Source organism: Paenibacillus odorifer (genome assembly GCF_000758725.1).
Lineage (GTDB): Bacteria > Bacillota > Bacilli > Paenibacillales > Paenibacillaceae > Paenibacillus_AQ > Paenibacillus_AQ odorifer.
In genome coordinates this window covers 2,641,934-2,666,045 of record NZ_CP009428.1, presented here as the reverse complement: position 1 = coordinate 2,666,045, position 24,112 = coordinate 2,641,934, and the positions used below count along the sequence as shown (strand labels likewise).

The window sequence follows — 24,112 nt, the reverse complement described above, 5'->3', positions numbered from 1 at the left end:
ACCTCATGGCGTCAGGATGTGACTGGCTGCTTGATTCTGATTTCTCAGCTTCTTCCCATAGCGACCCTTGGGAATGTTATCCGTCCACTTGATTACTCTCGGCACCTTATATGCCGCAAGTCTCGCTGAACAGAATCTGATAATATCATCGGCTGATACCTGGGCATCCAGCGGCACGATCTCCGCAATCAGCTTGCTGCCATAGTATTTATCGGAAACACCATATACAAGTGCTTCTTTAATGCCGTTATGGAGCAGCAGGACTTGTTCAATCTCTGCCGGATTTACCAAATGTCCGCCGACATTGATGTTATCAGAAAGCCGTCCCGACAAATACAGATACCCAGCCTCATCCAACCTTCCCAGATCACCCGTACGTACCCAACCCTGTTGAAAGACCTCTGCCTGCAACTCGGGCTGCCCGTAATACCCGCACGATATATGAGCGCCGCTGACCCATATCTCTCCTTCCTCTCCATGAGCAACCTCGTGCCCCTCCGGGTCAAGCAGCCGAATAGAAACTCCCAGATGTGGCTGTCCCACCGAATCTCTGATCAGTTCTTGCTCATTTGAAGGATTATAGGCAATTGCCCCACCTTCGGATGAACAGAACAATGAACGGATAGACTTGCCCGACAGCTTATAAAAGTCCTTAAAAGTCGCTGCGTCCAGATGAGCAGAGCAGCTGATGCACAGTCTCACTTTATCCCAAGCTACACTTGACGATGACACGACTGACTCATTAAGCAAGGCATACATATAGGGAACCGCAAAAAGAATCGTTACCTCTTTGCGATTGATCTGCTCGCAAATTCTAGCAGGCATTGTTCCCTTCGACATGATTAATGTAGCACCGGCACAGAGGGCCGGTAGGACTACAGTGGTTAGCGTCGCGGGCAGCCACGGCGAAATCGGTGTGAACAGCTTGTCGTTTGCAGTAATTTCAAGCCCTCTACAGATGGCCATTACATTATTGTAGATGGCCCGATGGCTAAACTGTACGCATTTAGGCGGTCCAGTCGTTCCTGAGGTATAAAAATTCAAAGCAATATCTTCATCAGACTGCTTATCTGCCTGTAAAAAAAGCGTTGCAGTCCTAAAAATAAACATCGGTACTCTGAGTACGAGCTCAAGCTGACTGCTGCCCTCCGAATCAATTAGATCGCAAATTAAATACTGACAATGGCTTGACGAGTGCATTCTCTCCAGTTCCGGTAAGTTCTTCACAGGTTCAAATGGGATCGGAACGGCTCCCGTATGCCAGCATGCAAGCCACAGCATGATAAAAGCAGATTTGTCTGCAACGGCTAAGGCAACTCTGTGCCCGGGCCGGATCCCCGCGAGATCCAGCTTCTCACTACTGTGCTCCAGTTCCTGCCGTAGCTCTTCATAAGTGATCGTTGATCCTTCATAATCAATGGCCGTAAGCCCTGGATTATTCGAGCAATTGAAATAGATCAAATCCAATATGGAAGAAGTGTTCACTTAGAATCCTCCTCAGCTAGAAGCACTTGCATATTTTTTCACTGCTCGTTTAAAAAACGCACTGGCTAACATTAGCAAAACCGCAGCTAGCAAGCTGCCTCCGAATAAATAGGACAGGCTTACCCTGCCCACTAATGCTTCTGCAGGAATGGAAACGATAAAGGCGACAGGAACGATCCAGGTAAGCGCCAATTGGATTGGTTTCTGATATACATTGACCGGAAATCTACCCATCTGCATGATACTGTCGAATATACTCAACATCGGACTTCCGGCATACCAAAACGCCAAAGAGCTTAATAACAGCAGTATTGAGTACAACAGCAGTAAAGCATTGCAAATGGCCCATACAAACATCAGACAAGTGGATATTCCTATCGCTTCTTGCATTTGAGAAACGCCCAGCACCATCACCGCTACTCCCACCATAACATCAAACAGATTAAGCGGAGACCAGTATCTCGTGCTCACATAAAACTGGGTCTCAATCGGTTTGAGCAGCGTTAAATCAAATCCTCCAGTCCATAGCTCCCCTTCCATCCCGGCTAATGAGCCAAGGCTTGGACCAACAAATAGATTTTTCATTGCCAAAATAAAATAGTACACGCCCGATAATGCCAGCGTATCCGCAAAAGTCCAACTGTTAAGCGAATTTGTGTTGGAAAAGAGGATCGCGATCCCGCCAATCGTCCCGGTTAAATTAATTGCGGTATACAAAATTTTGATTAGAAAGTCACCGCGGAATGACGCTTCCTTTAGAAGCGCTGTAGAGAAAAACAATCTCAGCAAACGCATATATCTCAGCATGTTCCCTACCCTCCCACGGCCATGTATGCACGAATCCCTTTTTTCCACACTAAACGGTTACATAATATGATAACGACCGCCCAAATGAATTGAACAATTATGCCAAAAACAAGCTGTGAATGATCCAACTTTCCAAGGGAAAACTCTATCGGAAAGCTGATCATATATTGAAAAGGCAAATAATCCGAGATATCCTGCATAAATCCCGGAAGCAACGACGAAGGCGCTACCTGTCCGGCCAGCAAAAATACCAGGGTGTCATTAATAGAAAGCAAGGACTTGATTTTATTGGTGAAAAATGCAAACAGGGAAAGTGTATAGGCCAGCATAAATCTGATTATTTGAGCCATGAGAAGAAGATAAACGGCCACCAGCAAGTCCAGACCGGATATAGCCAGTCTGAAGTTCAAAAAAATGGCAGCCACACCGGCAACAAATATAACAAAAGGCATACAGACGATTTTGACAGCCAAATCTGATGCAACCACATCGTAAAAAGGCGATATCGGCCTCAATAATACAATCGACATCTTGCCGCCATAGATTTGATCGCCGACCGTCCAGTGTGATGTAGGGTAGGTCAGCTGGTTCACAAGAATTAACAGAATATAATACCTCACAAAATCCTGCTGAGTGAACCCGGTTATGCTTCCATCTCCCGCAGCAACGGTCCAAACAAACATATAGATGATAGGTCCCATCATCCAACCAAGCGTCAATGTCCAGAAGAAACCTTTCTCAGCCATAAACCCGAACATAGTCCTACGTATCAGCGCAAAGCCTCCGCGAAAATTCAAAGGAGCCTCCCCTCTCGATACACTTCATCAATTACCGAATCGATTGGAGCATCATTGATTGTTACATTTCCAATGCAATAGCTATTAAAGATTTCTGAAACAATCTCAGGTACAGCTTCCTTCTGAATCTTAAACAATACGTAGCTTTCCGCAAGCTCCATGACCTGCAAGCTGTCAGTAAACTTCTCCTTTAGCTCTTCAATTGTGCCCGTTACGTCTTCATCCATAAAACTGACTTTGAGAATGCGGTAGGGAGCTATTTTACCGCTCAGCTGCTCCAGAGATCCGTCGTATAACAGCTTGCCTTGATTGATCAGCACAACCCGTTTACAAAGGGAAGAAATATCCTCCATATAGTGACTGGTAAGCAGGATGGTTGTCTCATGTTTTTGGTTATACTCCTTGATAAAACTGCGAAGCCGCAGCTGCATGCTAACATCCAGCCCCAAAGTAGGCTCATCCAAAAACAATACACGTGGCTGATGTAACAACGCTGCTGTTAATTCACACTTGGAGCGTTCTCCCAAAGAGAGATTCCGTGCCTGATTCTTAAGCAGATGCCCTATATCCAGTAGTTCTTTTAGCTCGTTGAGTCTTTGTTTAAAATCAGCATCAGAGACTCCGTATATTTCCTTCATCACAAAGAAAGAGTCCTCGACCGTAATATCCCAGGTTAACGTCGATTTGTTCCCCATTACCATACTGATGTTGCGCAGAAACTTATGTTGGCGTTCCCACGGTTTGAAGCCATAGACGGAAATGTTGCCTGATGTCGGATACAGGATACCGGAGAGCATCTTCAGCGTGGTTGTCTTTCCCGCGCCGTTAGGTCCGATGAACCCGACAATTTCTCCCGGCTCAACCCTGAGGTCGATACCTTTTACCGCCTCAACTTCGTTGTATTCCATTTTGATCAGACTTTTGAACGCATGCTTTAACCCATGTTCTCTTACAGGGACGCGATAGACCTTTCTCAGATTATCAATAATAATGCCCTCGTTCATTGCTGCCCCCTTAACTCTGCGACCACACTTAAGAATACAGCCAAAACATAATCGATCTGCTGATCAGTCAAATTGGGATAAATCGGCAAGCAGATATGACGCCGACAATAATCATCCGCTAGCGGATATTCCCCACTGAACTGTAGGGAAGCAGCGATCGGCTGCCTATGAAGCGGCGTTGCATATACCTCCCCTTGGAGCGAAACGCCTTTCTCCTTGAGTCTGTCCTTCAAATCGGAACTGTCAACGTCTAAAGGCACTATAACAATGTACTTATACCAACTGCATCTGTCCTGCGGCATCACAATCTCGAAATCAGGAAGATTTTTCGTAAAGAAGGAAGTATAACGGTTGGCGATCGCTTCCCGTTGTTCAATGATCGCGTCGAGCCGCTCAAACTGGGTAAGCGCTATCGTTGCTGTGATATCACTCATTCGATAATTGTTGCCAAGCGAGGTGTGGTAAGTCTCCCAAGGTTGGGGCTTGCCATGATTGCGGAACATTCTTAGCTTCTCAGCCATTGAATGATCGTTTGTGACAATGATCCCTCCTTCCCCCGAGGTAATGATTTTCGTGGCAAAAAAGGAATAACTTCCGGCAATTCCGAAAGCTCCCGCACCTTTTCCGGCCATCCTGCTGCCATGTGCATGAGCGGCATCTTCAAATAACCAGAGCCCCTGCTCATCGCACCATTGCCTGATTTCTTCAATCTCCGGTGTAACAATTCCGCCAATATGTACGATAATAACCCCTCGGGTACGACTCGTGGCCTGCTTCTTTATTTCAGCCAGCGACACCGAAAATGTACGGGGATCAATATCAACAAGGCGAACATGCCCTCCGGCAAACAGGACACTGGAAGCCGTGGCAATAAACGTATTTGCCGGAACCAGCACTTCCTGCCCCTTTACTTCGAGCACTCTCATTACCGCTTCAATCGCACTTGTACCCGAATTAACCGCAATGGCATGAGTAACTCCTACATACCGGGCAAAACGTTCCTCCAGCTCCTGTACATACCTACCCTGACTCAACGCTCCTCTCGACAGACAATCATCAATTCGCTCCATAATGATACGCCGCTCCTGCTCAGAAAATGCAATATCGAGTGCGGGTACATCCATAACACCTTGTGTCAACTGCATGACGAACCTCCTCTACCAGTCATAGACTACAGTTTTCCCTTCAAAAAAGCCTTCCGCCGCTTGCCTGATAAATTGCTCCATATGTTCCGCATGAATATGTTGGGCAATTAGGCTGGTTACTTCAAGCTCTTGCTTCCCAATTCTGCGAGAGATTTCCTGAATACGGTCATGCGTTATGGATTCCTTAAGTATTCCAGGTCTTGTCAGATCAATAAATTGTATGTGCTGGTCTGGTGGATGGTTTTTTAAAGCCGAATGCCGTTGAACCTGCGAGAGCAGGTCCGAATCAAGTGCAACAATGGCTCTCTCCTCGCAGTCCCACACACCGCTGTTTAACCCGGCCCAAATCTCATCCTTGGCCTCCTTCTTTTCAACACTGAAGCTCAAATCTTCATCCTGCTTAAGCAACCTTAATAAAAGCTTTCCTAGCAGTCCCATTCCCCACAGTTCCACCGTTTTAATGCCTTCATCTGCCAGCTCTTCACACACATTTAGTGCCACACAAAACATAGGAACAAACGCAGCTGTCACAGGGTCTAAGTCGTTGGAAATAAAGATCTGACCATCCACCCCACTGTGCAGAGGGACACATACATCCTTTGTATAATGAGGAGAAAACACAAGAGCTTGGCCTACGCGATGCTCTGCTCCAAGCCCCGCTTTAGTCACTACTCCGACACTGGAGTAAGGATAATGCCCTGGTAAATGGCATGCCCCATGAAAAAGCTGCAAGCAGGATGGGTCCTTTACCGTTCCCGTTAAAGTAAAACGGTTGGTAATGAACAATTCATTAGGACCCGGTTCCGCCTTGCGAGCAGCGGTGAAGTGTACACTAGGCTGAGGCCCCGATTCAGTGAACTTATTGTACATAGCCGAAATAACCGTCTCCTTACTGTTTATATATGGTCAGGTATCCAGGTATAACGTCCGCCCACCATAGGCGAGTGGAAATTCGGCATCCAGCCATGTGCTGTAAACTCGCCAGCCGAGTCGAAACCAACCACAAGCATCGCCTTTCCTTCATATTTGCCGTTGGTAATCCACATCTTTGTCCTTATATCCGGTGTTTGTCCTGTCAGATGCCTCATGCGGGCGACAAATACCAGATACCGCTCCAGACTCATTCCCAATTTTCCGGTTTTCTTGTATGTACGCTGTATTTCCACAGCCGTCCGATCCAGCATATCCGGTTCGGTTGTCCGCGGAACGGTGAACCAGAAATCCTCAATTTCCGGAGTTGCTGCGACCAGTCCACTCTCCAGCGCCCAATTGCGGATATTAAACAAGCAGCCTAATTGCTTGCGACTGACGCCTTGGGGAACACATAAAATGATCTCGTTTCTTCGGTCCGCTTCTTCTAATTCTTCTCTAGTAAACTGCGGCATCCGAAGTGAAAATTTTCGCTGGATGATATATTCGATTCCTAATGTTCTGTACCAATTCTCCATCTCGCTCCGGATGTATTCCGGAGAATATGTGTCGTGGACATCACTTTGAAACCTGAACATATCCTCCTTCTGAAGCAAGTGCTCATCGAGCATGACGCCAATCGTATGCAGCGTTTGTTGTCTTAATAGCTCCTTCTCAATCATCGCCCAACCTCCTGTACTGTGTTCAATGCCGACAATATTTCAGGTATGACTGTAAAAAGATCGCCTACGATCCCATATGTGGAGTAATCAAAGATAGGTGCATTGCGATCCGTATTTATTGCAATTATCGTCTCCGAATGATGCATCCCAACCTTATGCTGCACTGCCCCAGACACTCCGCAGGCGATGTACAGTTTGGGCTTGACCATTTTACCTGTCAGTCCGACTTGATGCATACTATCCATCCATCCACATTCTACAAGCGGTCTGGTAACCGCTACTTTCCCCCCAAGCGCATCGGCGAGCGCATAGATTAAACGAAGATTGTCTGCGTTTTGAATGCCTCTCCCGGCAGCAACAATAATTTCTGTAGTCTCGATGTTCTCCTTGCCCGCGGCTTCTTCAATTACTCCCATAAACTGCAGGACTGAGGAAGAGCAAGAATACAGGGAGCTTAGATCAACAATCTTGCCCTGCGCGACGTGTGCGGTCTCAGCAGCGGAATAAAAATTGGTTTTTACAGTTGCCATTTGCGGCCGTCTTGCCGGTATTTTTATCTCAGCGAATTGCTCGCCCATTTGCGTCGGTCTGGTGATAATAAAATCCCCGTGATCCGGTCCCATCTTCAAATCGATGCAATCGGCGCATAGCCCCGTCCGCAGGCGAACTGCGACTCTGGGGAAAATAGACCTCCCCCATGCGGTAGCCATACCTAGTACGACAGACGGTCTTTGATCCCGGAGCACCGCAGAAATCAAATTATAATGAATATCTTCGGCGTAACGCTGTATTCCCGGTTTGTTCACCATCCACACCTCATCTACTCCCCACTGAAGCAGACGCTGGGCTAGGTCTTCTATACGCTCTCCGACCACCAAAGCGTAAATGCGCTGGGCTCTCATAGCCTGCAGCTGTTTTGCTGCGGTAACCAGTTCCGGAAAATATGAGGAGAGAGCGCCTTCAGCATGTTCCACAACAAGGCAAATACCCTCATGCTCAGGGTACGGTTGTCTGGTCTCCTGTGCCCTGTCTTTCATTATAATGGCTTGGTTAGGACAGCAAGACGTGCAGACTGAGCAATAAGTACATGCCGCAACGTCGATACGCAAGCCCTCATCCTCATCCTTGATTGCAGCGGCGGGACAGCGTTTTAAACACAGGAGGCAATATGTGCATTGTTCCTGATCAATCCTAATCATCCATTTCTAACCTCGCTGATTTTGCTGATTATCGGCTCCAATACCCGTAGATATTCATCGCTTTCTAGCAAAATCCCCTTTCTTTCGGAGTGCTGTTCGTACACTGAAACTACTTCAGTAGCCGAGCCTGCCAAACCAACCGTCTGTGGGTCAAGGCCAAGGTCATGACAGGACCATACCAGAATATCCTTGGTTCTGGCATGCAATTTGGCAGCAATTGTTAGCGGTTTCAACTCAGAGACGGCTGTCATTCCACCAATACTCAATACTGCCGGAAGCCGGCAAGACTGTCTGGTTGTTACCCCTTCGTCATGCTGGCGGTGGAACAATACCTCATCGGTCGAAATATCCTCAAACCGTGTTACATTTATCGCGTGGGGGATATCTAGATACTCGCCGATTCCCGGACCTACCTGACCGGTATCACTGTCGGTTGAATGGCTGCCGGTCAGAACCAGATCACATCCACCAAGCTTCTCAACAGCACGAGCCAGTACCAGCGATGTCGCCAATGTATCCGAACCGGCAAAAGAAGCGTCGCTGAGCAGGACTGCCTCATCGATTCCATAACCCATAAACTCCTGCAGAGCCGTTTTACAACCGGGAGGGGCCATGGAAATAAGAGTTACATTAGCATTACAGCTATTCTTCAGCTCCAATGCCACATGGATGGCTTGCCGGTCCGGATAGTTTAGCTCAAAGGTTGCCTTCGGTGGCGGTGAGGCCGAGATCTTACGGCCATCAGCAATGCCACGCACATCGCCTTTGTTCACGTGTGCAATAAACTTTAAACAAACCACTATTCGCAATATATCGCTCCTCCCATCACATTCTGCTGCTTTTTTATCAGAGAAACGTATGTCAAAATGTTTCCAAAAGTACTATTCTTCGCCAGATTACCATTTCCCTTTATTATCATAATATGATTATCATCACATAATTGGAATGAACAATTATTATAGTATAATAATGTCATTTATTTCATTTTCATTTACATATAAGGGGAATATGGAGGTGTAAATTGAGTAAAATTACTTTACCCGTTTCCGATCCACTAATAAATACTTCCAACGCCTATGGGACTTTGTTTTCTATTATTTCTTCGGATAACCGCATATGGCCCTGGGTTTATTCCAACTTCATTCAGCTGAGATATGTAACGGATTGGGAAACTTACTTTTTTGACAATCATGAGCTTCTTGTTGATTATTGCCCATTTCTCAATAAGTTCATATTGCCTAGAACCATCATTTCCAAGTGGTCTTCCTTTACGGATTTTGTAGTAGACTCTATCAACGGCGATTGCTATGTATGGTGCCATCTCGACCGGTACTTTATATCTGCATATCAGGAGTTCGGCCAAGAGCACCGTTTTCACGAGACATTAATTTACGGCTACGATCTTGATCGCCAAACAGTCTGCATTCGGGACAATATTACGGGCGGTAAATTTATGACCGCTCAATGCACCTTTTCCGAACTGGAATCCGCCTTTGACTATCTGTCCGGGGAAGAAAATTTTATTACGCGTGTAACTTTGCTTAGCAAAATCGATGCAGAATTTGACTTAAACGTCGAACAGATTGTCGACAGCTTGCAGCGATATCTATCCTCCAAGCGCTCATTCGATTTTATTAACCATACCACTACCAGCATCTATGGACAAAGTGTGTACCAACACCTCATTTATCAAATGGAGCATCCTAAAGAAGATGACCCTGAGCTTGACATTAGAGCCTATCATTTGCTGTGGGAGCATAAGAAGCTTATGGTTTTAAGACTTAAATATCTCCAACAAATAAAACTCCTGCTGCAAAGCGACCGATGGATTGAGCGTTGTACTGAGCTTGAAGAACGCTCTCTTCTGAACAGAAATATGGTGCTTCGGTATAATCTGTCCATGGACCCCAAGGTGCTAGACGCACTCAAACATTCTCTGTTGACCATACAAACAGACGAAACCAAATTATTGGGCGAAATAATAAGCGCGCTCGGCTCCAAGGGATGAATTGGAGAATTAGCAGCAGTTGGAGGGACAATTATGCAGACGTTGCAGACGTTAGAAATGGAATATTACTATAATTCTGCAGGGGAGCCTATTGCAGAGGTACAGTCACTGGGAAACTGCTATACCCGTAATATTTTTTTCATGCTAAAGAGGTATGTCAATGACTCTAGCGTATTGTACAAGATGTTTTTAGATGATTTTAATCTGAAATTAGTTACCCATACTGACAGTGACCAGTTTGAATTAAGCTTGAACGAGATCAAAGATCCCGAGGATTATATAACAGTCGCTAATAAACATACTTTTAGCAACAATGCAGAGGCAGCCATCCAGACGATAGAGACACTGTTAGCAAATAACGAAGTCGTATTTGTCAATACGTTAATGAAACGAGTCCCCTTTTATAGAACATTTGAATTAAACCCGGCTCTGGAAACAGATCATATTGTGGATGGGCATATATTTTTGATCCTAGGGCAGACGGCAACTGATTTTTATTTCTTGGACAATTATATAAATTACAACAAAGAGTATTTCAAGCCTTATCCGCATAACAAAAATATCGGTCAAGATGCCAAAACTTCGTTTATGGATGCCTACAATCGGCAGTTTTCCTGTTTCACAGTGCATCCTAATCAAGATGAGCTTGCTGAATTGCCAGCCCGAGCCTCGCTCATTTTAAGAACCGCACTATCGAATTATTATAAGCCGCCCTCTTGTACCGAAGGACGCCTGGAATATATCGGACGATCAGCCATCCAGGAACTGAACAATCTGTTTGCAAGTGGACGTTTCATCCTCAATACAAAGATTTCAAACCGCCCCCATGACCTTTACTCTTTAACCCGGACGACGCTCACCCGTCATTCAGATCGAAAAAAAGTATTGCTGTTGCTGCTGAATTCCTTAGCAAATCCTAATGCTCTCAGCGATGTCATTCATTGTGCTCGGCAAAGCATCGAACAATGGGAACTTTTAAGGAATGTTATGACCAGGCAGTATATCATGAATGAATTTACACTTACTGACCAGATGGAAGAATACATGGCCTATGTCCTTCATGCGGAAGACCTGTTTTATCATTCCATTGAAAAAAACATCGATAATTTATGCCAAATATAGGATATAAGCGTAACGCCTCATCCTAGAAAAAAAGAGACTTGTCAAATAGACAGGTCTCTTTAAAGCATTTACCGCATTGCCACTTATCACGGCTAATAACATCTTCGCTAACGACATGGAAGGAACGGAGGGTCCGGGTAAGGGCTTTTGCTCATATCCCCCTCCATCCTCCACCCCTTTAAGTCGCTATTCGGGCTTACACACTAGTCAGAATAATAGGCTCACCTTTAGTCACGATAATCGTATGTTCAAACTGCGCTACCCGACCGTTATCTACAACACTTAGCGTCCAGCCATCCGATTGCTGCTCCACATAGTCCGCTCCAGTCGAGAGGAAAGGCTCTACTGTAATTACTTGTCCTTCCTTCAGTACTGTGGTCACTCTTGGATTATAGAAGGGTAGAATTTCAAAAGGCTTCTCATGCAGTGATTTGCCAATTCCATGGCTGCACAGATTACGCACCACTCTATAACCGCGTTTGCGAGCTTCAAGTTCCATCATTCTGCCGATCTCGTTAACCTTCATCCCTGCCCGCAGATGATTGATCACACTCATCATGGTTTCCTCAGTACTCGTGCATAAACGCAGAATATCATCGTTATAGGGCGGCAGTTGAAAAGAAACGCCAGCATCCCCATAATACCCATTCAGCTCAGCAGAGACATCAATGTTGATCAAATCGCCAGCATTAATCACTCTCGGACCCGGAATACCATGAGCAACCTCTTCGTTCACACTGATGCAGGTGCTGCCCGGGAAATTATAAGTTATCTTCGGGGCTGAGGATGCTCCGAAGCTTTCCAGAATCTCAGCTCCAATAAGATCCAACTCCGCAGTCGTCATCCCAGGGGTTACTTTCTTTTTCATCTCGGCGATGGTGTGGCCCACCACTTTTCCAATAGCTTTTAACCCTTCTAAATCTTGTACCGTATCACTTGTCATCCAACACACATTCCTCTCACTTCATGAATTAATCAATTATCCAGCCTCTGAAATGCACTCCCTACCCACTGAAAAGTATCTTCCACTTGTTTGCCTGCTGCGTTATCGTAGTAACTTCTCTTGAAGCTATGCTCATCAACTTTATCCAGCTTTATGGAATACCGCTCAGGACTGCTGATAAACAACTGATTTTCAGGTTTAATAGGCAGTTCTTCTATCACGTTATTTCTTCTGAGTGTAAAAAGCTTATAGAAATAACCGTTACTCGTTCCATATTGTCCGATCGTAAAATCGGGATCACCATCTCCATTATAATCCTCAAACTGAAGCTGGAAAAAATCATTAAAGGTCTGGGCAAATTGATCATTTAACGGATAGCTACTCAGCGTTTTTCCACGCTCATCAGTCACTACTAGCCTAAATCGGCCACTCCAGTTTCTTCCCGTTAACGGACTGGGTGTAGTCCAATCTTCGCTATATGTCCCCTCTAGCAGTTGCAGATTTAAAAATCCCGCTCTGCCTGTGACCGGAGACAGTTCATTATGTGATAGGGTTACTGGACCTTTTACCTCGACAGAAGTCTCCACAGGGTCTGCCTGTTCAATGTTCTCCGTATCGATTGTTCCATAAATGAGCTTTCTTAACTGGTCAGAGTTTTTTACAGGAATCGTGTAGCCCTGACTGCTGTTCTCCGCTGTAGTAAACATCCCTTCATGTCCAAGTTGATCTCCAAGCGCTATGTAATAGTCTTCCGAATAGCCGTCCCCATAAACAAGCTTCATTTCAAATTCCGGACCCCAATCCAGATCATCAGAAAATTTTTTACTCTTGTTCATAGCCTCCGCAAGCGTCTTGATCAAAACAGAATCCTTTAGCGTTAAGCTCTCTGAGTGCAAAGGACGATCCGCTTGTTTCTGATCACTAGTTGCCACGGGTGTCAACGACACGCCTTCGATCCATCTGGCATTGATGAAGCCCAAATCACTTTTACATCCGCTTAACACTACGACCAATAACAAAGGTGCTATCCATATTAACCGCCTAATGCGAATCGCCTCCAATACATAAGCATATTCCAATTATAACAGTGTCTATAAATATATAAAAACGACTTTACTAACACGCGATTAAAAAAAGACTACAACCTGCTTATGAACTGTGACCCGTAAGATGGAAACTTTGAAAAAAGTGACCCTCTTACGGGTCATTTTGTGTTTTAATCGAAATATCGAAATAACGGAGGAAGCCTTCATGAATAACAAAACAAGAGGAAGCTCAAGGATATTCAACGAAAATGAGATCAAACAACTAGAGAACAATCCAAATGTAGAGAACGTGACGGAAAAGAGTATTACCTATTCACCAACGTTTAAGTTGGCTGCGGTTAAGGCCTATAAGGAAGGCCAAGCCCCAATGGAGATCTTCCTTAGCGCAGGATTTAACCTAGATATTATCGGTCGCAAGAAGCCTAAGCATTGCCTAACCCGTTGGCGTAATACATATAATGCTCTGGGAGAGGCTGGACTACTAGAGGAACAACGAGGAAAAGGATCCCCGGGCAGACGACCGACAGGGGAACTTTCTACCGAGGAAAAGTTAAAACGTGCAGAAGCACGAATCAAGCTTCTGGAGATGGAGAACGACTTCTTAAAAAAGCTGGAGGCGCTCGAAAAGCAGAAGATGCAGAGGAAACGTTGACCCCCTCCGAGCGCTACGAAATTATTAACCAAACGATACGTAAGCACGGTCTGCAGCGAATGACGCGTTATTTGTGTAAGCTAGCTTGTGTGAGCTTAAGCGGATATTACCGTTGGCAAGTCGCTGAGGAAGCAAGACAGTTGCGAGAGAAGGCAGACGAACGAGACGCTTTCCTTATCAAGAAACACTATGACGCTTTGAATGGTAAAGCTGGAGCATTGGTCGTGAAGATGTGGCTGGAACGGGAGAATGGTATCATCATGAATCATAAAAAGATTCGAAGATTAATGCGAAAATATAAGCTTGTTGCTACGATCCGGCAAGCAAATCCCTATCGCAAGATGGCAAAAGCCACACAAGAGCACCAAACATGTCCCAACCTACTCAAGCGCCAGTTTGACCAAGGAGAGCCTGAGAAAGTGCTGCTGACGGATATTACCTATATGCATTATGGTAATGGACAATGTGCTTATTTATCCGTGGTGAAAGACGGGGCTACGAGACAAATTTTAGCTCACTACCTCTCTTCTTCATTGGCTATGCCAATTGTAGAACGAACACTGGAGAAACTACTTGAACGACTGGATGGCAATATTCATCCAGAAGCCCTTTTGCATTCGGATCAAGGAATGCACTATACTCACCCTAGATTCCGCCTTCTCGTACGCGAAGCTGGGTTTACACAGTCCATGTCACGGAAAGGGAACTGCTGGGATAACGCCGCCATGGAGAGCTTTTTTGGCCATCTGAAGGATGATTTGGAGTACAAGACATGTATGACTCTCTTGGAATTACGAACAAAGGTTGATGACTATATCGCCTACTATAACTCCGAGCGATATCAATGGACATTAAAAAAGATGACTCCCGATGAATTCAGGAGTCACCTATTAATTGCTTCTTAAAGGTCTTCTTTTTTCAACTTTCCACAAATACGGTCACAGTTCATTATTAAAGCGTGGTTCTAGTCTTAAAATGACAATTGATTAGATTGCTCCCATCGTTTTGAGCCAAGCATCCGCAATAAGTGCATGACCTGCAGGAGTAGGATGTACTCCATCATATGCCCAGTAAGCCGGTTCTGCTTTTACGGAGGCCGCTGCAAAAAGTCCATCTAGCGGAACCAGCGGCGCCCCATATTCACGTGCCAGCTCGCGGACAATATGAATTTTAGGATCAAGATCCTGACGCCAAGTTCTACGATCTTCCGGTACAGGCAAAACAAAAGGCTCTATAAGCACTAATTTAGCATCCAAAGATTTCTGAGTGCGTTTAATCAGGTCCCGATATGAAGCTTCAAACTGCTTGGGAGTGGTTTCTTCACCAGAATCAAAACGGCGCCAAGTGTCGTTAATTCCAATATAAATGGACACCCAAGTCGGCTTCAAATCCAGGCAATCCTTATCCCAACGCCCCTGTAAATCAACAATACGGTTGCCACCAATGCCACGGTTAATAAAAGTAAGATTCTTCTCTGGATATAAATACCCCAGACGAGCGGCGACCATCATTGCATAACCCACTCCAAGCGATGAAGCGTCTTCATGATTACGTCCCCAGTCTGTTATGCTGTCACCTTGAAACAGAATGACATCGTTTTGTTGGAATATCATAAATGAAATCCTCCTCTAACTACCTCTGTTAATATAACCCAATCTATTATATCAAATACAATGAATACAGCCTACTACGAAACATCAATAATGCAAACATTTCACTAAAAAAACAATAACAAAAACCCCGCTCAGATTCGAGCAGGGTTTAGGGTTAAACTATATTAGTAAGCTAGGCTGAACAATCCTTTAATGTGGGACAAGTAACGAATATTACTTGCTTCCTTCATCAGAGTTGCAGGCAAGCCTTTTAACGGAGTAGAACTTGCACCAACGATGGCTACACCGTCTTTACGGCCTAAGCTAGCAAGCGTACCAGAGTTGATTGGGCTAAAGCTTTCAAACGATTTATTTTTCAAGAAGGCATACAGATTGTATCCGATCAATTCACCCATTTGCCAAGCGATTTGAGCAGTTGGAGGGTATGGACGTCCATCTTCTGCAAAGACCACCGCGCTGTCACCAGCAACGAATACATCTTTGTGAGAAGTGGATTGCAAGAACTCATTCACCGTTGCACGACCGCGGTTAACTTCAAGACCGGATTCGCCGATGAGTGGATTTCCTTGTACGCCACCAGTCCATACAAACGTGTTAGCAATAATTTTTTGACCGTCTTTCAAGTCAATCGCATTGCCTTCTACATTCGTAACAGGAAGACCTGTCAAGAATTGTACACCACGTTTTTCCAAGCTTGCTACAGCACGTTCGATCAATGCATCTGGCAATACTGGAAGGATTTTAGGACCTGCTTCAACGAGCATAAGCTTAATTTCTTTAGGATCAACGCCATATTTTTTAGTAAGTGTAGGCAATACATCCGCGATTTCACCAACAAGCTCAACGCCGGTTAAGCCGCCGCCACCGATCAGGATGTTTGCATCTGCTTCATTTTTCGATTTCGCATATTCACGAATACGATCTTCAATATGTTGATGAATTTTGTTAGCATCTGCAGCTGATTTCAATACCATACTGTATTGTTCAAGCCCTGGAATGCCAAAATAAGCTGTAGTGCTGCCAAGACCTACAACAAGCGCATCATAAGTAAGTGTCACACCATCAGAAAGAACAATTTGTTTGTTCTCCACAGAAAATGAATTAACCTTCGCGATTTTCAGGTCAATATCTTTACCTGCGAAAAGCTTAGTTAGAGGCATAGCAACAGCACCCTCTGCAACACTACCTGCTGCAAGACGATGCAATTCTGTGATGATTTGGTGGGTAGGATACTGATTAACTACAGTAATTTTAGCTTCATCTTTTTTGAGATACTTGCGTACGGTTAAGGCGCTTAGTAGACCACCATAACCTGCTCCTAGAATGACAATATGTTTAGACATGATGTTTCCTCCGTCCCTTACGAATAAGATATGAAAATGATTATTTCTGCTTACTGCGTTCTCCAGCAACTTGAAGGTATGCATTTACGAAACGGAAAAGCTTTTGTGCTTGTGGATCTTTCAACAACTTCATAAGACCAAAAAGACCAATAACTTCGTTACTTTCATTCGCACGATCTTTTGCTTCGATCACTGTAGCTGCCATATTCTTCGCGGAATGCACTACAGGTTCAGCAAGTTCTTTAATTGCACTTACCGTATCACTTTTCAAGACATCATCCGCTGCGACAGTTTGCACAAAGTCATAGGACTTTGTAAGCACGCCAACAAGCTCAGTTAATTTTGGCAGCTGTTCCACCAAGACTGTTAATGATTCCTGAACTTCTGGTTTCAAGAGCTGCTCTAGAACATCCATTTGTTCCTTGCTAACAGCTACTTTTGGTGATTCTTGTTCAGGTTGTGTTTGAGTGATTGATTCTGACATATCCAAATCTCCTCTGCAATAAGCTTTGCTGCTTAATAGTAATGAAAAACATAAGAACTTTTAACGCCATATTTCTATTATAGCACTTATCAAGTTATAAATGTCACAAAGTTTTTGAATTTCCATAAAATTTTGTGATTTTTATTACATTATAATAAATTATTTAAATTACCAGTGTTAATTAAAACCGTTTGAGTGAATTAATGTACAAATTCATTCAAATTCTTCTCAGTTTTCAACAAAACATCCACAATGTCCATATTCTTCTCTATTAGAAGTAACCTGAAATAAAGAGAACGCAGGAAGTTCTTTGTATTTATTCGAGTAACATACTGGCTGTGGCTTCTAGGCCAACTGCCACATTGCGCCAAGTTGAGAATCCACTCGGTTATAGACTGCTGTGGAAGTAAATGATGATCGATGATTGTAACTATAATAGTAGCAATCCGTTCATCTTCTTCCTCCCTGAATATGTATTGATCGTTATAAAGCATCTTTTGAACAACTGTCAGAACCTCTTCCCGCACCTCGGCATCACTCTCCGAGCATAAAACCAGCTCATCCAAGGCGTCTGCGCCATGGGCTGCTGCGTGTGCCCAGCCTTCTTTTTCCATATAACCTCTTAAATCCCGTTCTTCCTTATAATAACGAATTAAACCCTGCTTCACCTTTGTAAATTCAGAGCTATCCAATATAGCCTTTTCCCTATTCCGCTGGAGAATAAGAGCAACAACCAATACAGAAAATGTTCTTGTATACACCGTCTGATCTTCTTTGTTCCCAATGTGATAAAATAGATGCTGCTCGTCAAGGAGTATCCACAGCAGTTCACGAAGCTCCGCATCATTAAACCAATGTTTCTCATTAATCCATTTGTAGAATGTGGAATAAATCAATTCATCACGCAGCACAGGCTCGGGATCTCCTAAATGCTCAAGCATCAACTTCACATAATCCTTTATGTCCTGTCCACTTCTAAGCTCGTAGTCATTCTCTTCGATTCTTTGTAAATCTATCATCAATCGTTCTCTACTATTAATCAATTTATCCACCCTTTCATTCACCGTGTTTTTACATATCCTAATATCCTAATTTATGTCCTATTTTTTGACAACAGGGTATTCAAGATTAACTTCAATAAATTTTATCATTGACGAATTTTATAGGCTGTGTTATTTTTAGTTAGTAACATTTAGTTAGTACATTTACAAATATCAGGTGTTTATATTTTACAACCGAATACATACACAACGGAGGAATACTTATGAGCGCTTTTACAGACTTGATTCAGTCCCGCAGATCCGCTATGAATTTTGTGGAAGGGGTCACCATCCCTCAAAATGAATTAGAGGAAATGTTCTCTTACGCCAGATTGGCACCATCGGCCTATAATCTACAGCATACAAATTACAAAGTGATATCTAACGAGAGCTTAAAAGAAGAAATTCGCGAAGCGGCTTACGGCCAATATAAAATCCATACTGCTTCAGCAGTTATTGTAGTGCTAGGAGATAAGCATGCTTATCAGCAGGCTCCAGAAATCTATGGCGGGCTTAAAGCTTTAGGAGCGATGTCACAAGAGGAATATGATGAGCAAATAGAGATGATTAACAATGCTTACATTGATAAGGATGCTTTTCAAAGAGATGAAGCAATACGTAATGCCTCTCTCTCGGCCATGCACTTTATGCTGATCGCCAAAGATAAAGGCTGGGATACCTGCCCGATGATCGGCTTCGATGCTGATGTTATCCAATCCACCTTGAATCTGCCGGATCATATGGTACCTGTTATGCTGATCACGATCGGCAAAGACAAAAAACATAAAATCAGACCCCGCGGCTACCGTAAGCCAGTCAACGAATTCGTTGAGTTCATCTGATTATAGATACAGCAAAACGTTCCATCCGAGGCAAGTAGCGGGTGGAACGTTTTTTAATTGAAACTCATCATGAAGATAGTCGACCATGCGCTCGTTATACAGAAGAAGTTTTACTTCGCATATTGTAAAATGGCAATCGCTGCTCGTTCCCGTCGTTCGGAGTCATCACAAATCAAAGCTTCTTTCAAAATATTAAGCGCCTTAGAGAGCATCTCCTCATCCAATTGCAGCGGACTATTCACTTCTTGTTCATTAGCAGAAACACCTGTAATCCACAGATCCAAGCGAGCACTTGGTTTTGGACCCTTATATTGTACAACCGGTGCACTTTGGTTAAATAACTCCCGCACGCCTGTGTTTAGTTCAGAAATCGGCAGACTTTTCAACCACGTTACACCACGCCGATGGCATGTACCCTCGTCAACATTATCATTTAACTCGTTGTAAAAATAATCTCCGAGGTCTCCGAGATGTACCCAATCTCCATCGGCCACCAGCACATAATCTCCATCTTGCATCGTATGTACAAATAGCTGAAGGGCTTGCAGATGTTGCATAAGCTCCGGCTCACTATATTGGTAAGTACCGATTAATCGATCACGAAGTTCCTCTATGCTTAGATTCTCCAGATCCCCTATTCCGGGGTAGCCGATACTCACATAATTATCCTCCAAAAATGTGCTGATCCGCTCAATCCCCAGTGGCTTAGATCCCATCCGAAACAGATTCATATGTCATTCCTCCAAATACTTAATAAAATGCTTATAGTAGCCCTTGGATTTGGGAGTAACAAACCGTCCATCATTCGCAGAATCCTTCATTAGTTTATGAAGATTCGGACCTCCAGTATAGGGATCTACTACGCTAGCCTTCAGTCTTGTCGCTTGGATTGCCTTCTGAGGACAAGAATAAACACAACGCATACATAATAAACAATTTTGACTGAAAACAATTCCTTCTACGCCGCTACTAATATTGGATGTTGGACAGTTGCTGACACATTTTAAACATAGTGTGCAAGCGTCCGTTGTACGCAATCCTTTTGCGAAGTATTTTCCCCCTTGGTGTTCCTCACAATAATATACTGTTCTCAGAACCCGCTCCAACACAGGGTGAATCGGCAGATTTCGTGGTGTTCGGTTTACGATTTCCTCTGCAAACAATTCCACCTTACGCTGTGCGGCTTGGTACAACTGCTTATTCAACCTGTCATCATATTTGATATAAAAATTACATGGCATCGCCAAAATGGAATTGTGAAAAGGGATATATCCCTTCCCACGCAAAGAACGAAGAACCGTATTCGAAGCACCGTTATTGATATAGTGTGGAGAGGATGCCGTTTTGAATACAAATGCCGGGGTTCCATTACATTCAGGCAGCTGATCTGCAAAATGTTCAACAAAACCGGAAGCGCCAAAGCCTAGAACCGGATGACCAATACCTATAAGATCATAGGCTTCATATTCTACAGAACGAGTGCCTTTAATAATATCTTCCACTCTAAACAAATCTACGTCTTGCCCTTTACTTCTTAGCCTTTCAGCAAATTGCTTAGCAATAATCTCCGTATTGCCAGTACCTGAGAAATAAAATATGGCCGTCTTTGCATTATGCATTCCATCCCCTCCCAGATCAAATATACCTCATTCCCGTCTGGGAAAGCTGTGATGCTGAAGTGGGTTTGGGCTATTTCGGACTCAGTTGCTCTTATTTCTATAATTTCGCTCGTTTTGCCACACTATCGGACTCAGTTGCAGCTATTCGCTCAAATGTACTCCTTTTCTGAGTAAATCAAGGGCAATAGGTGCTATACAGTCCGAAACCTTCGCAAAATAAACCCATATGCTGAAATAGCTGCAGTACGGTCCGCTACGATCTAGATCGAGCAAAAGGTAACTGGTTTCGAGACGTAGGCGGATAGATTGTGCTATAGGTAACTAATTTCGTGCACGGAGTAGATAGGTTGAGCTATAGGTAGCTAATTCCGCACGGTGTAGATAGGTTGAGCAATAGGCAGCTAATTCCGCGCACGGAGTAGATAAGTTGAGCCATAGACAGTTAGTTTAAGCACTGGTTAGCACGTTTAGGAGCAGATTTGGCAGGTGGCGTTCTTTTCAGCAATTGCTCGGACTCAGTTGCAGCTATTCACCCAAATCTACTCAAATACTGCAATTAACATATCCTCAATCATGCGTCCTCACAGGAGTAATTAAAAAAAGTGTGGACGAAGATGCGTCTACAGGCAGGATCACCAGCGGCCTTTCTTTTCCCGCGAACCTTATTCTAAGCGTCTCACTATCTATCGCCCGAAGGATGTCCCTGAAATATTTTCCGTTAAAGGCTACTCGAAAATGATCACCCTCTAGATGATCCAAAGGAATCTCTTCTTTTACATCCCCAATTTCTGCAGTCTTGGACACTAAACTTAGCGTGTTAGAAGGAAGTACGCTGAGCATAACACTCTCACCAGCCAATATAGAAATACGTTCAACCACATGTAACAAACGGTCTGTCTTAACAATCACTTCGGAGAGATACGCTTTTGGGATTAAATTATTGACAGAGGGATAAGTTCCTTCTAAAAGGGCAGACTGAACCCTCAATCCATTAGAAATAAATCTGATCTGCTTGGGGCCTATTTCTAAATCGGTGCTGCTGTCTGCATCATCGCTTAATATTTTTAAAAGATCCTCCAGGCTGCTGCCCGGGATTACAACATCTAAAGGAATTGCACCGTAATCTTCTATGCTTTCAACAATATGCTGGGCGAAGCGGATGCCATCAGTGGCGACTACACGAATATTTCGCTTATCTATTTGAAGCAAAACTCCTGTGAGCACAGGTCTGGTTTCCGATGAAGAGACCGCAAAAACCACTCTTTTAAATATTTGCTTCAAGAGAATGTTCTTCATGCTTATCCTTTGAATATTTGGATGATCTATGTATTGGATTCTCGGAAACTCTGCTGCATCCATTCCACATAAACGAAATTGAGTGTTCCCTGATTGAATATTTAATATCAATGACTCTACGATTTCCAGCCTAATTAGTCCAGGATCAAGCTTACGAATGATCTCATAAAAATAACGTGCGGGAACTACGATCTCACCTGTGTTGTGCACAACCACCGAATCCATTTTTACAGGGAGCTTATATTCAATGGTCATTCTTATATTGCTGGCTGTTAATATCAGACCCTGAGTTTGCGCTTGAATAAGTATTCCAGATAGAACACGTGAGGAACTATTCGCGGATATGGCTTTTAATGCTGCCTGTAAAGCGGTACTCAGAGAATCTTTTAATACATGGATTAGCAAAGACTTCACCTAACTCTCCTTAGATTCCTTTACAAAATGCGCCTCAATAATGTTCCGAAATACTTGAGAGCGAGATGCGTTCTGATCCGCACAAGCCTGCTCTATCTCCTGCCAAACGTCCTCAGATAACGTCAAAGATACCTTTTTAGTTACACCAGTGCTTTTTCTACCCGCACCCTCCCGAAGACCTCCCCTTGTAAAAAGAAACCCCAACTGCCCATCTTTAGTAGCTACACCTACTTTGACTTTATCCTCGTTGTTACTTGCGCTATCGCTAGTGACTTTATCTTTAATTTCGCTAATACTGCTCCCCTTGTGTTCGCCTTCGAATTTATGATCACCCAATCCCTCACACCTCCATATTTGAATTTAGTAACTTAAATCAATATATTCACTAATTTCATAATACCATAATCGCCATTAATCCACCACAATTCTAACCACAAAAAAACACCCCAAAGATCGGAGTGTGTGTGGTGGGCTGGGCATGAGTTTGGTATGAGTTGGGTATGAGTTGGGTATTGCAACGTTAACCCATGGATTTTTTATTTTGCTTAAATTTTTTTGTGAATGTATGAGTTAATTGCACTTTATACAACTATAAACAATACATAGTGCTGCCCGAGCGAAATAAGTGTATTCTCTGCAACTAAATTCAACGATATTAACAAATTAGTGTGAAAAGACTTCTTTTAACTGCACCAAATGCAACTAAAAGTGACTAAGCTTCTTATCTCCTGCAAATAAGTGTATAAACTGCAACTATCCCGTTTGCCCGCTCCCGGACACACGCACTCACCCTCATCACGCCACTAGCCCAACCTTCATTCCCTCTCACACACCCTCATCACGCCACTAACCCAACTTCTATCCCCTCACGCACACCCTCATCATGCCACTAACCCAATCTTCCTCCCCTCTCACTCACCCTCATCATGCCACTAGCCCAACCTTCCTCCCCTCCACTCACCCTCATCACGCCACTAGCCCAACCTTCCTCCCCTCTCACTCACCATCTCCTAAGACTCCCTTCCCTACTCAACCCATCACCTTTGCCGCAGAACTCCCTACTCATGTAAAAATAGCTCGCCTCATAACTCAACACGCGGCACATATTAACATCTACTCTTCCGCCTGCCTTACCGAAACTACACTATCTCAGGATGTTCTGATAATTTGGTGGGAAGTCTGACTTTTTGGGGTCTTTTAGATGCTTGAACGATTCAAGCTTCACCTTAGGACCAGGAGAGATCCTAAAAGTCATGGTATCTTCTCCAACTGAAATATGTGGACCTACTGTAGGATATACGTTAAGTGTAATCAAGAAATCAAACCCACGGAAACCATTGAGCCGCTTCACCTCAGTCACATCCACAAAGTAAGGATAAACCATTGGCGATTCTCGCAGAAGCGGTGAATAAATATCTGCAATTTTTTTCTCAATATGGGGTAAAAGAAATAACATCAGAATGTCTTGAAACTTAAGTTCGCGAGAATCTTGATCTGGCAGTTGAAGTCCCGAATCAGACCTGGAGGGCGTTATAGATTGAGGTTGAATTAACCTATTAGCGGAGCAAGGTTGTGGCGTCAGAACAAGCATCACTGCGACAAGAAGGGGAGTAATCCAGCTTTTTTTCATCACAATAGCCTCCTTAGGGAACTTTATATAA

24 protein-coding genes and 1 pseudogene are annotated in these 24,112 nt (G+C 43.9%); 4 read left to right on the top strand and 21 right to left on the bottom strand.

Going from position 1 to position 24,112, the window contains the following annotated elements:
* Window positions 1-3: 3 nt before the first annotated feature.
* The 10 genes and pseudogenes from PODO_RS11285 to PODO_RS11245 all read right to left on the bottom strand — a co-directional run bounded on the left by PODO_RS11285 (window position 4) and on the right by PODO_RS11245 (window position 8,829).
* Window positions 4-1,485, bottom strand: coding sequence for a class I adenylate-forming enzyme family protein (locus PODO_RS11285; RefSeq protein WP_038570107.1), 1,482 nt, complete (start codon window positions 1,483-1,485; stop codon window positions 4-6).
* Between the two features lie 12 nt (window positions 1,486-1,497).
* A complete protein-coding gene (locus tag PODO_RS11280) occupies window positions 1,498-2,292 on the bottom strand; it encodes an ABC transporter permease (protein WP_036685913.1) in 795 nt (264 codons plus the stop codon).
* 5 nt (window positions 2,293-2,297) lie between these two features.
* Window positions 2,298-3,089, bottom strand: a complete 792-nt coding sequence (locus PODO_RS11275) for an ABC transporter permease (protein ID WP_038570104.1) — start codon at window positions 3,087-3,089, stop codon at window positions 2,298-2,300.
* Window positions 3,086-4,093: an ABC transporter ATP-binding protein gene (locus PODO_RS11270; RefSeq protein ID WP_036685909.1), complete on the bottom strand. Its 1,008-nt coding sequence runs from the start codon at window positions 4,091-4,093 to the stop codon at window positions 3,086-3,088. The genes PODO_RS11275 and PODO_RS11270 overlap by 4 nt, the downstream gene beginning before the upstream one ends.
* Window positions 4,090-5,238, bottom strand: a complete 1,149-nt coding sequence (locus tag PODO_RS11265; protein WP_052096964.1) for a DegT/DnrJ/EryC1/StrS family aminotransferase — start codon at window positions 5,236-5,238, stop codon at window positions 4,090-4,092. Before PODO_RS11265 ends, PODO_RS11270 begins: the two co-directional genes overlap by 4 nt.
* A 12-nt stretch (window positions 5,239-5,250) precedes the next feature.
* Window positions 5,251-6,108 carry a hypothetical protein gene (locus tag PODO_RS11260; protein ID WP_038570095.1) on the bottom strand — a complete coding sequence of 286 codons (858 nt, stop codon included), beginning with the start codon at window positions 6,106-6,108 and terminating at the stop codon, window positions 5,251-5,253.
* Window positions 6,109-6,134: 26 nt separating this feature from the next.
* On the bottom strand, window positions 6,135-6,830 hold the full coding sequence (locus PODO_RS11255) for a hypothetical protein (RefSeq protein WP_038570092.1): 696 nt from the start codon (window positions 6,828-6,830) through the stop codon (window positions 6,135-6,137).
* Window positions 6,827-7,867, bottom strand: coding sequence for an electron transfer flavoprotein subunit alpha/FixB family protein (locus PODO_RS11250; RefSeq protein WP_244886467.1), 1,041 nt, complete (start codon window positions 7,865-7,867; stop codon window positions 6,827-6,829). The genes PODO_RS11255 and PODO_RS11250 overlap by 4 nt, the downstream gene beginning before the upstream one ends.
* A gap of 75 nt (window positions 7,868-7,942) precedes the next feature.
* A pseudogene (locus PODO_RS32305) lies at window positions 7,943-8,029 on the bottom strand (4Fe-4S binding protein); the annotation flags it as partial.
* Entirely contained in the window at window positions 8,026-8,829 is an 804-nt protein-coding gene (locus tag PODO_RS11245; protein WP_235219536.1) for an electron transfer flavoprotein subunit beta/FixA family protein, read from the bottom strand. The gene PODO_RS11245 and the pseudogene PODO_RS32305, both read right to left, overlap by 4 nt.
* Before the next feature lie 221 nt (window positions 8,830-9,050).
* Here PODO_RS11245 and PODO_RS11240 point away from each other — a divergent pair, with 221 nt between their 5' ends.
* Window positions 9,051-10,037, top strand: a complete 987-nt coding sequence (locus tag PODO_RS11240) for a hypothetical protein (protein ID WP_038570088.1) — start codon at window positions 9,051-9,053, stop codon at window positions 10,035-10,037.
* 33 nt (window positions 10,038-10,070) lie between these two features.
* Window positions 10,071-11,159 (top strand): hypothetical protein, encoded by a 1,089-nt coding sequence (locus PODO_RS11235; RefSeq protein ID WP_036685899.1) that lies wholly within the window; start codon window positions 10,071-10,073, stop codon window positions 11,157-11,159.
* A 196-nt stretch (window positions 11,160-11,355) separates the two neighbouring features.
* On the opposite strand, the gene map is transcribed toward PODO_RS11235, so the two are convergent.
* Both map and PODO_RS11225 read right to left on the bottom strand, forming a co-directional pair.
* On the bottom strand, window positions 11,356-12,102 hold the full coding sequence (map, locus tag PODO_RS11230) for a type I methionyl aminopeptidase (protein ID WP_038570087.1): 747 nt from the start codon (window positions 12,100-12,102) through the stop codon (window positions 11,356-11,358).
* 32 nt (window positions 12,103-12,134) lie between these two features.
* On the bottom strand, window positions 12,135-13,121 hold the full coding sequence (locus tag PODO_RS11225; protein ID WP_155288119.1) for a YhfM domain-containing protein: 987 nt from the start codon (window positions 13,119-13,121) through the stop codon (window positions 12,135-12,137).
* 232 nt (window positions 13,122-13,353) lie between these two features.
* On the opposite strand from PODO_RS11225, the gene PODO_RS30525 reads away from it, so the two are divergent.
* Window positions 13,354-14,705 (top strand): IS3 family transposase gene (locus PODO_RS30525; protein ID WP_141118633.1). Its coding sequence is split into 2 segments (ribosomal slippage): window positions 13,354-13,741 and window positions 13,741-14,705, totalling 1,353 coding nucleotides; the frame shifts between segments, so codons are not numbered across the junction.
* Window positions 14,706-14,786: 81 nt separating this feature from the next.
* Here PODO_RS30525 and PODO_RS11210 read toward each other — a convergent pair.
* From PODO_RS11210 to PODO_RS11195, 4 genes are all read right to left on the bottom strand, one after another.
* Window positions 14,787-15,413: an SGNH/GDSL hydrolase family protein gene (locus PODO_RS11210; protein WP_038570083.1), complete on the bottom strand. Its 627-nt coding sequence runs from the start codon at window positions 15,411-15,413 to the stop codon at window positions 14,787-14,789.
* Between the two features lie 164 nt (window positions 15,414-15,577).
* Complete coding sequence (locus PODO_RS11205) at window positions 15,578-16,756, bottom strand: NAD(P)/FAD-dependent oxidoreductase (RefSeq protein WP_036685891.1); 1,179 nt, start codon at window positions 16,754-16,756, stop codon at window positions 15,578-15,580.
* A 40-nt stretch (window positions 16,757-16,796) separates the two neighbouring features.
* Window positions 16,797-17,240 (bottom strand): helical membrane plugin domain-containing protein, encoded by a 444-nt coding sequence (locus PODO_RS11200; RefSeq protein ID WP_036685888.1) that lies wholly within the window; start codon window positions 17,238-17,240, stop codon window positions 16,797-16,799.
* Window positions 17,241-17,440: 200 nt separating this feature from the next.
* Window positions 17,441-18,259: a DUF2785 domain-containing protein gene (locus PODO_RS11195; protein ID WP_244886466.1), complete on the bottom strand. Its 819-nt coding sequence runs from the start codon at window positions 18,257-18,259 to the stop codon at window positions 17,441-17,443.
* A gap of 245 nt (window positions 18,260-18,504) precedes the next feature.
* On the opposite strand from PODO_RS11195, the gene PODO_RS11190 reads away from it, so the two are divergent.
* Window positions 18,505-19,122 carry a nitroreductase family protein gene (locus tag PODO_RS11190; protein WP_036685885.1) on the top strand — a complete coding sequence of 206 codons (618 nt, stop codon included), beginning with the start codon at window positions 18,505-18,507 and terminating at the stop codon, window positions 19,120-19,122.
* A gap of 110 nt (window positions 19,123-19,232) precedes the next feature.
* Here the strand turns inward: PODO_RS11190 and PODO_RS30005 are convergent, their stop codons facing one another.
* The 5 genes from PODO_RS30005 to PODO_RS11165 form a co-directional block, all read right to left on the bottom strand.
* A complete protein-coding gene (locus PODO_RS30005) occupies window positions 19,233-19,853 on the bottom strand; it encodes a hypothetical protein (RefSeq protein ID WP_052096962.1) in 621 nt (206 codons plus the stop codon).
* Window positions 19,854-19,856: 3 nt separating this feature from the next.
* Complete coding sequence (locus PODO_RS11180) at window positions 19,857-20,741, bottom strand: EFR1 family ferrodoxin (protein WP_038570079.1); 885 nt, start codon at window positions 20,739-20,741, stop codon at window positions 19,857-19,859.
* 567 nt (window positions 20,742-21,308) lie between these two features.
* A complete protein-coding gene (gene dnaN, locus PODO_RS11175; RefSeq protein ID WP_038570077.1) occupies window positions 21,309-22,451 on the bottom strand; it encodes a DNA polymerase III subunit beta in 1,143 nt (380 codons plus the stop codon).
* Entirely contained in the window at window positions 22,452-22,787 is a 336-nt protein-coding gene (locus PODO_RS31870) for a hypothetical protein (protein ID WP_244886465.1), read from the bottom strand. It abuts the gene before it with no gap.
* An 808-nt stretch (window positions 22,788-23,595) separates the two neighbouring features.
* Complete coding sequence (locus tag PODO_RS11165; protein WP_038570075.1) at window positions 23,596-24,081, bottom strand: DUF3888 domain-containing protein; 486 nt, start codon at window positions 24,079-24,081, stop codon at window positions 23,596-23,598.
* Window positions 24,082-24,112 lie beyond the last annotated feature (31 nt).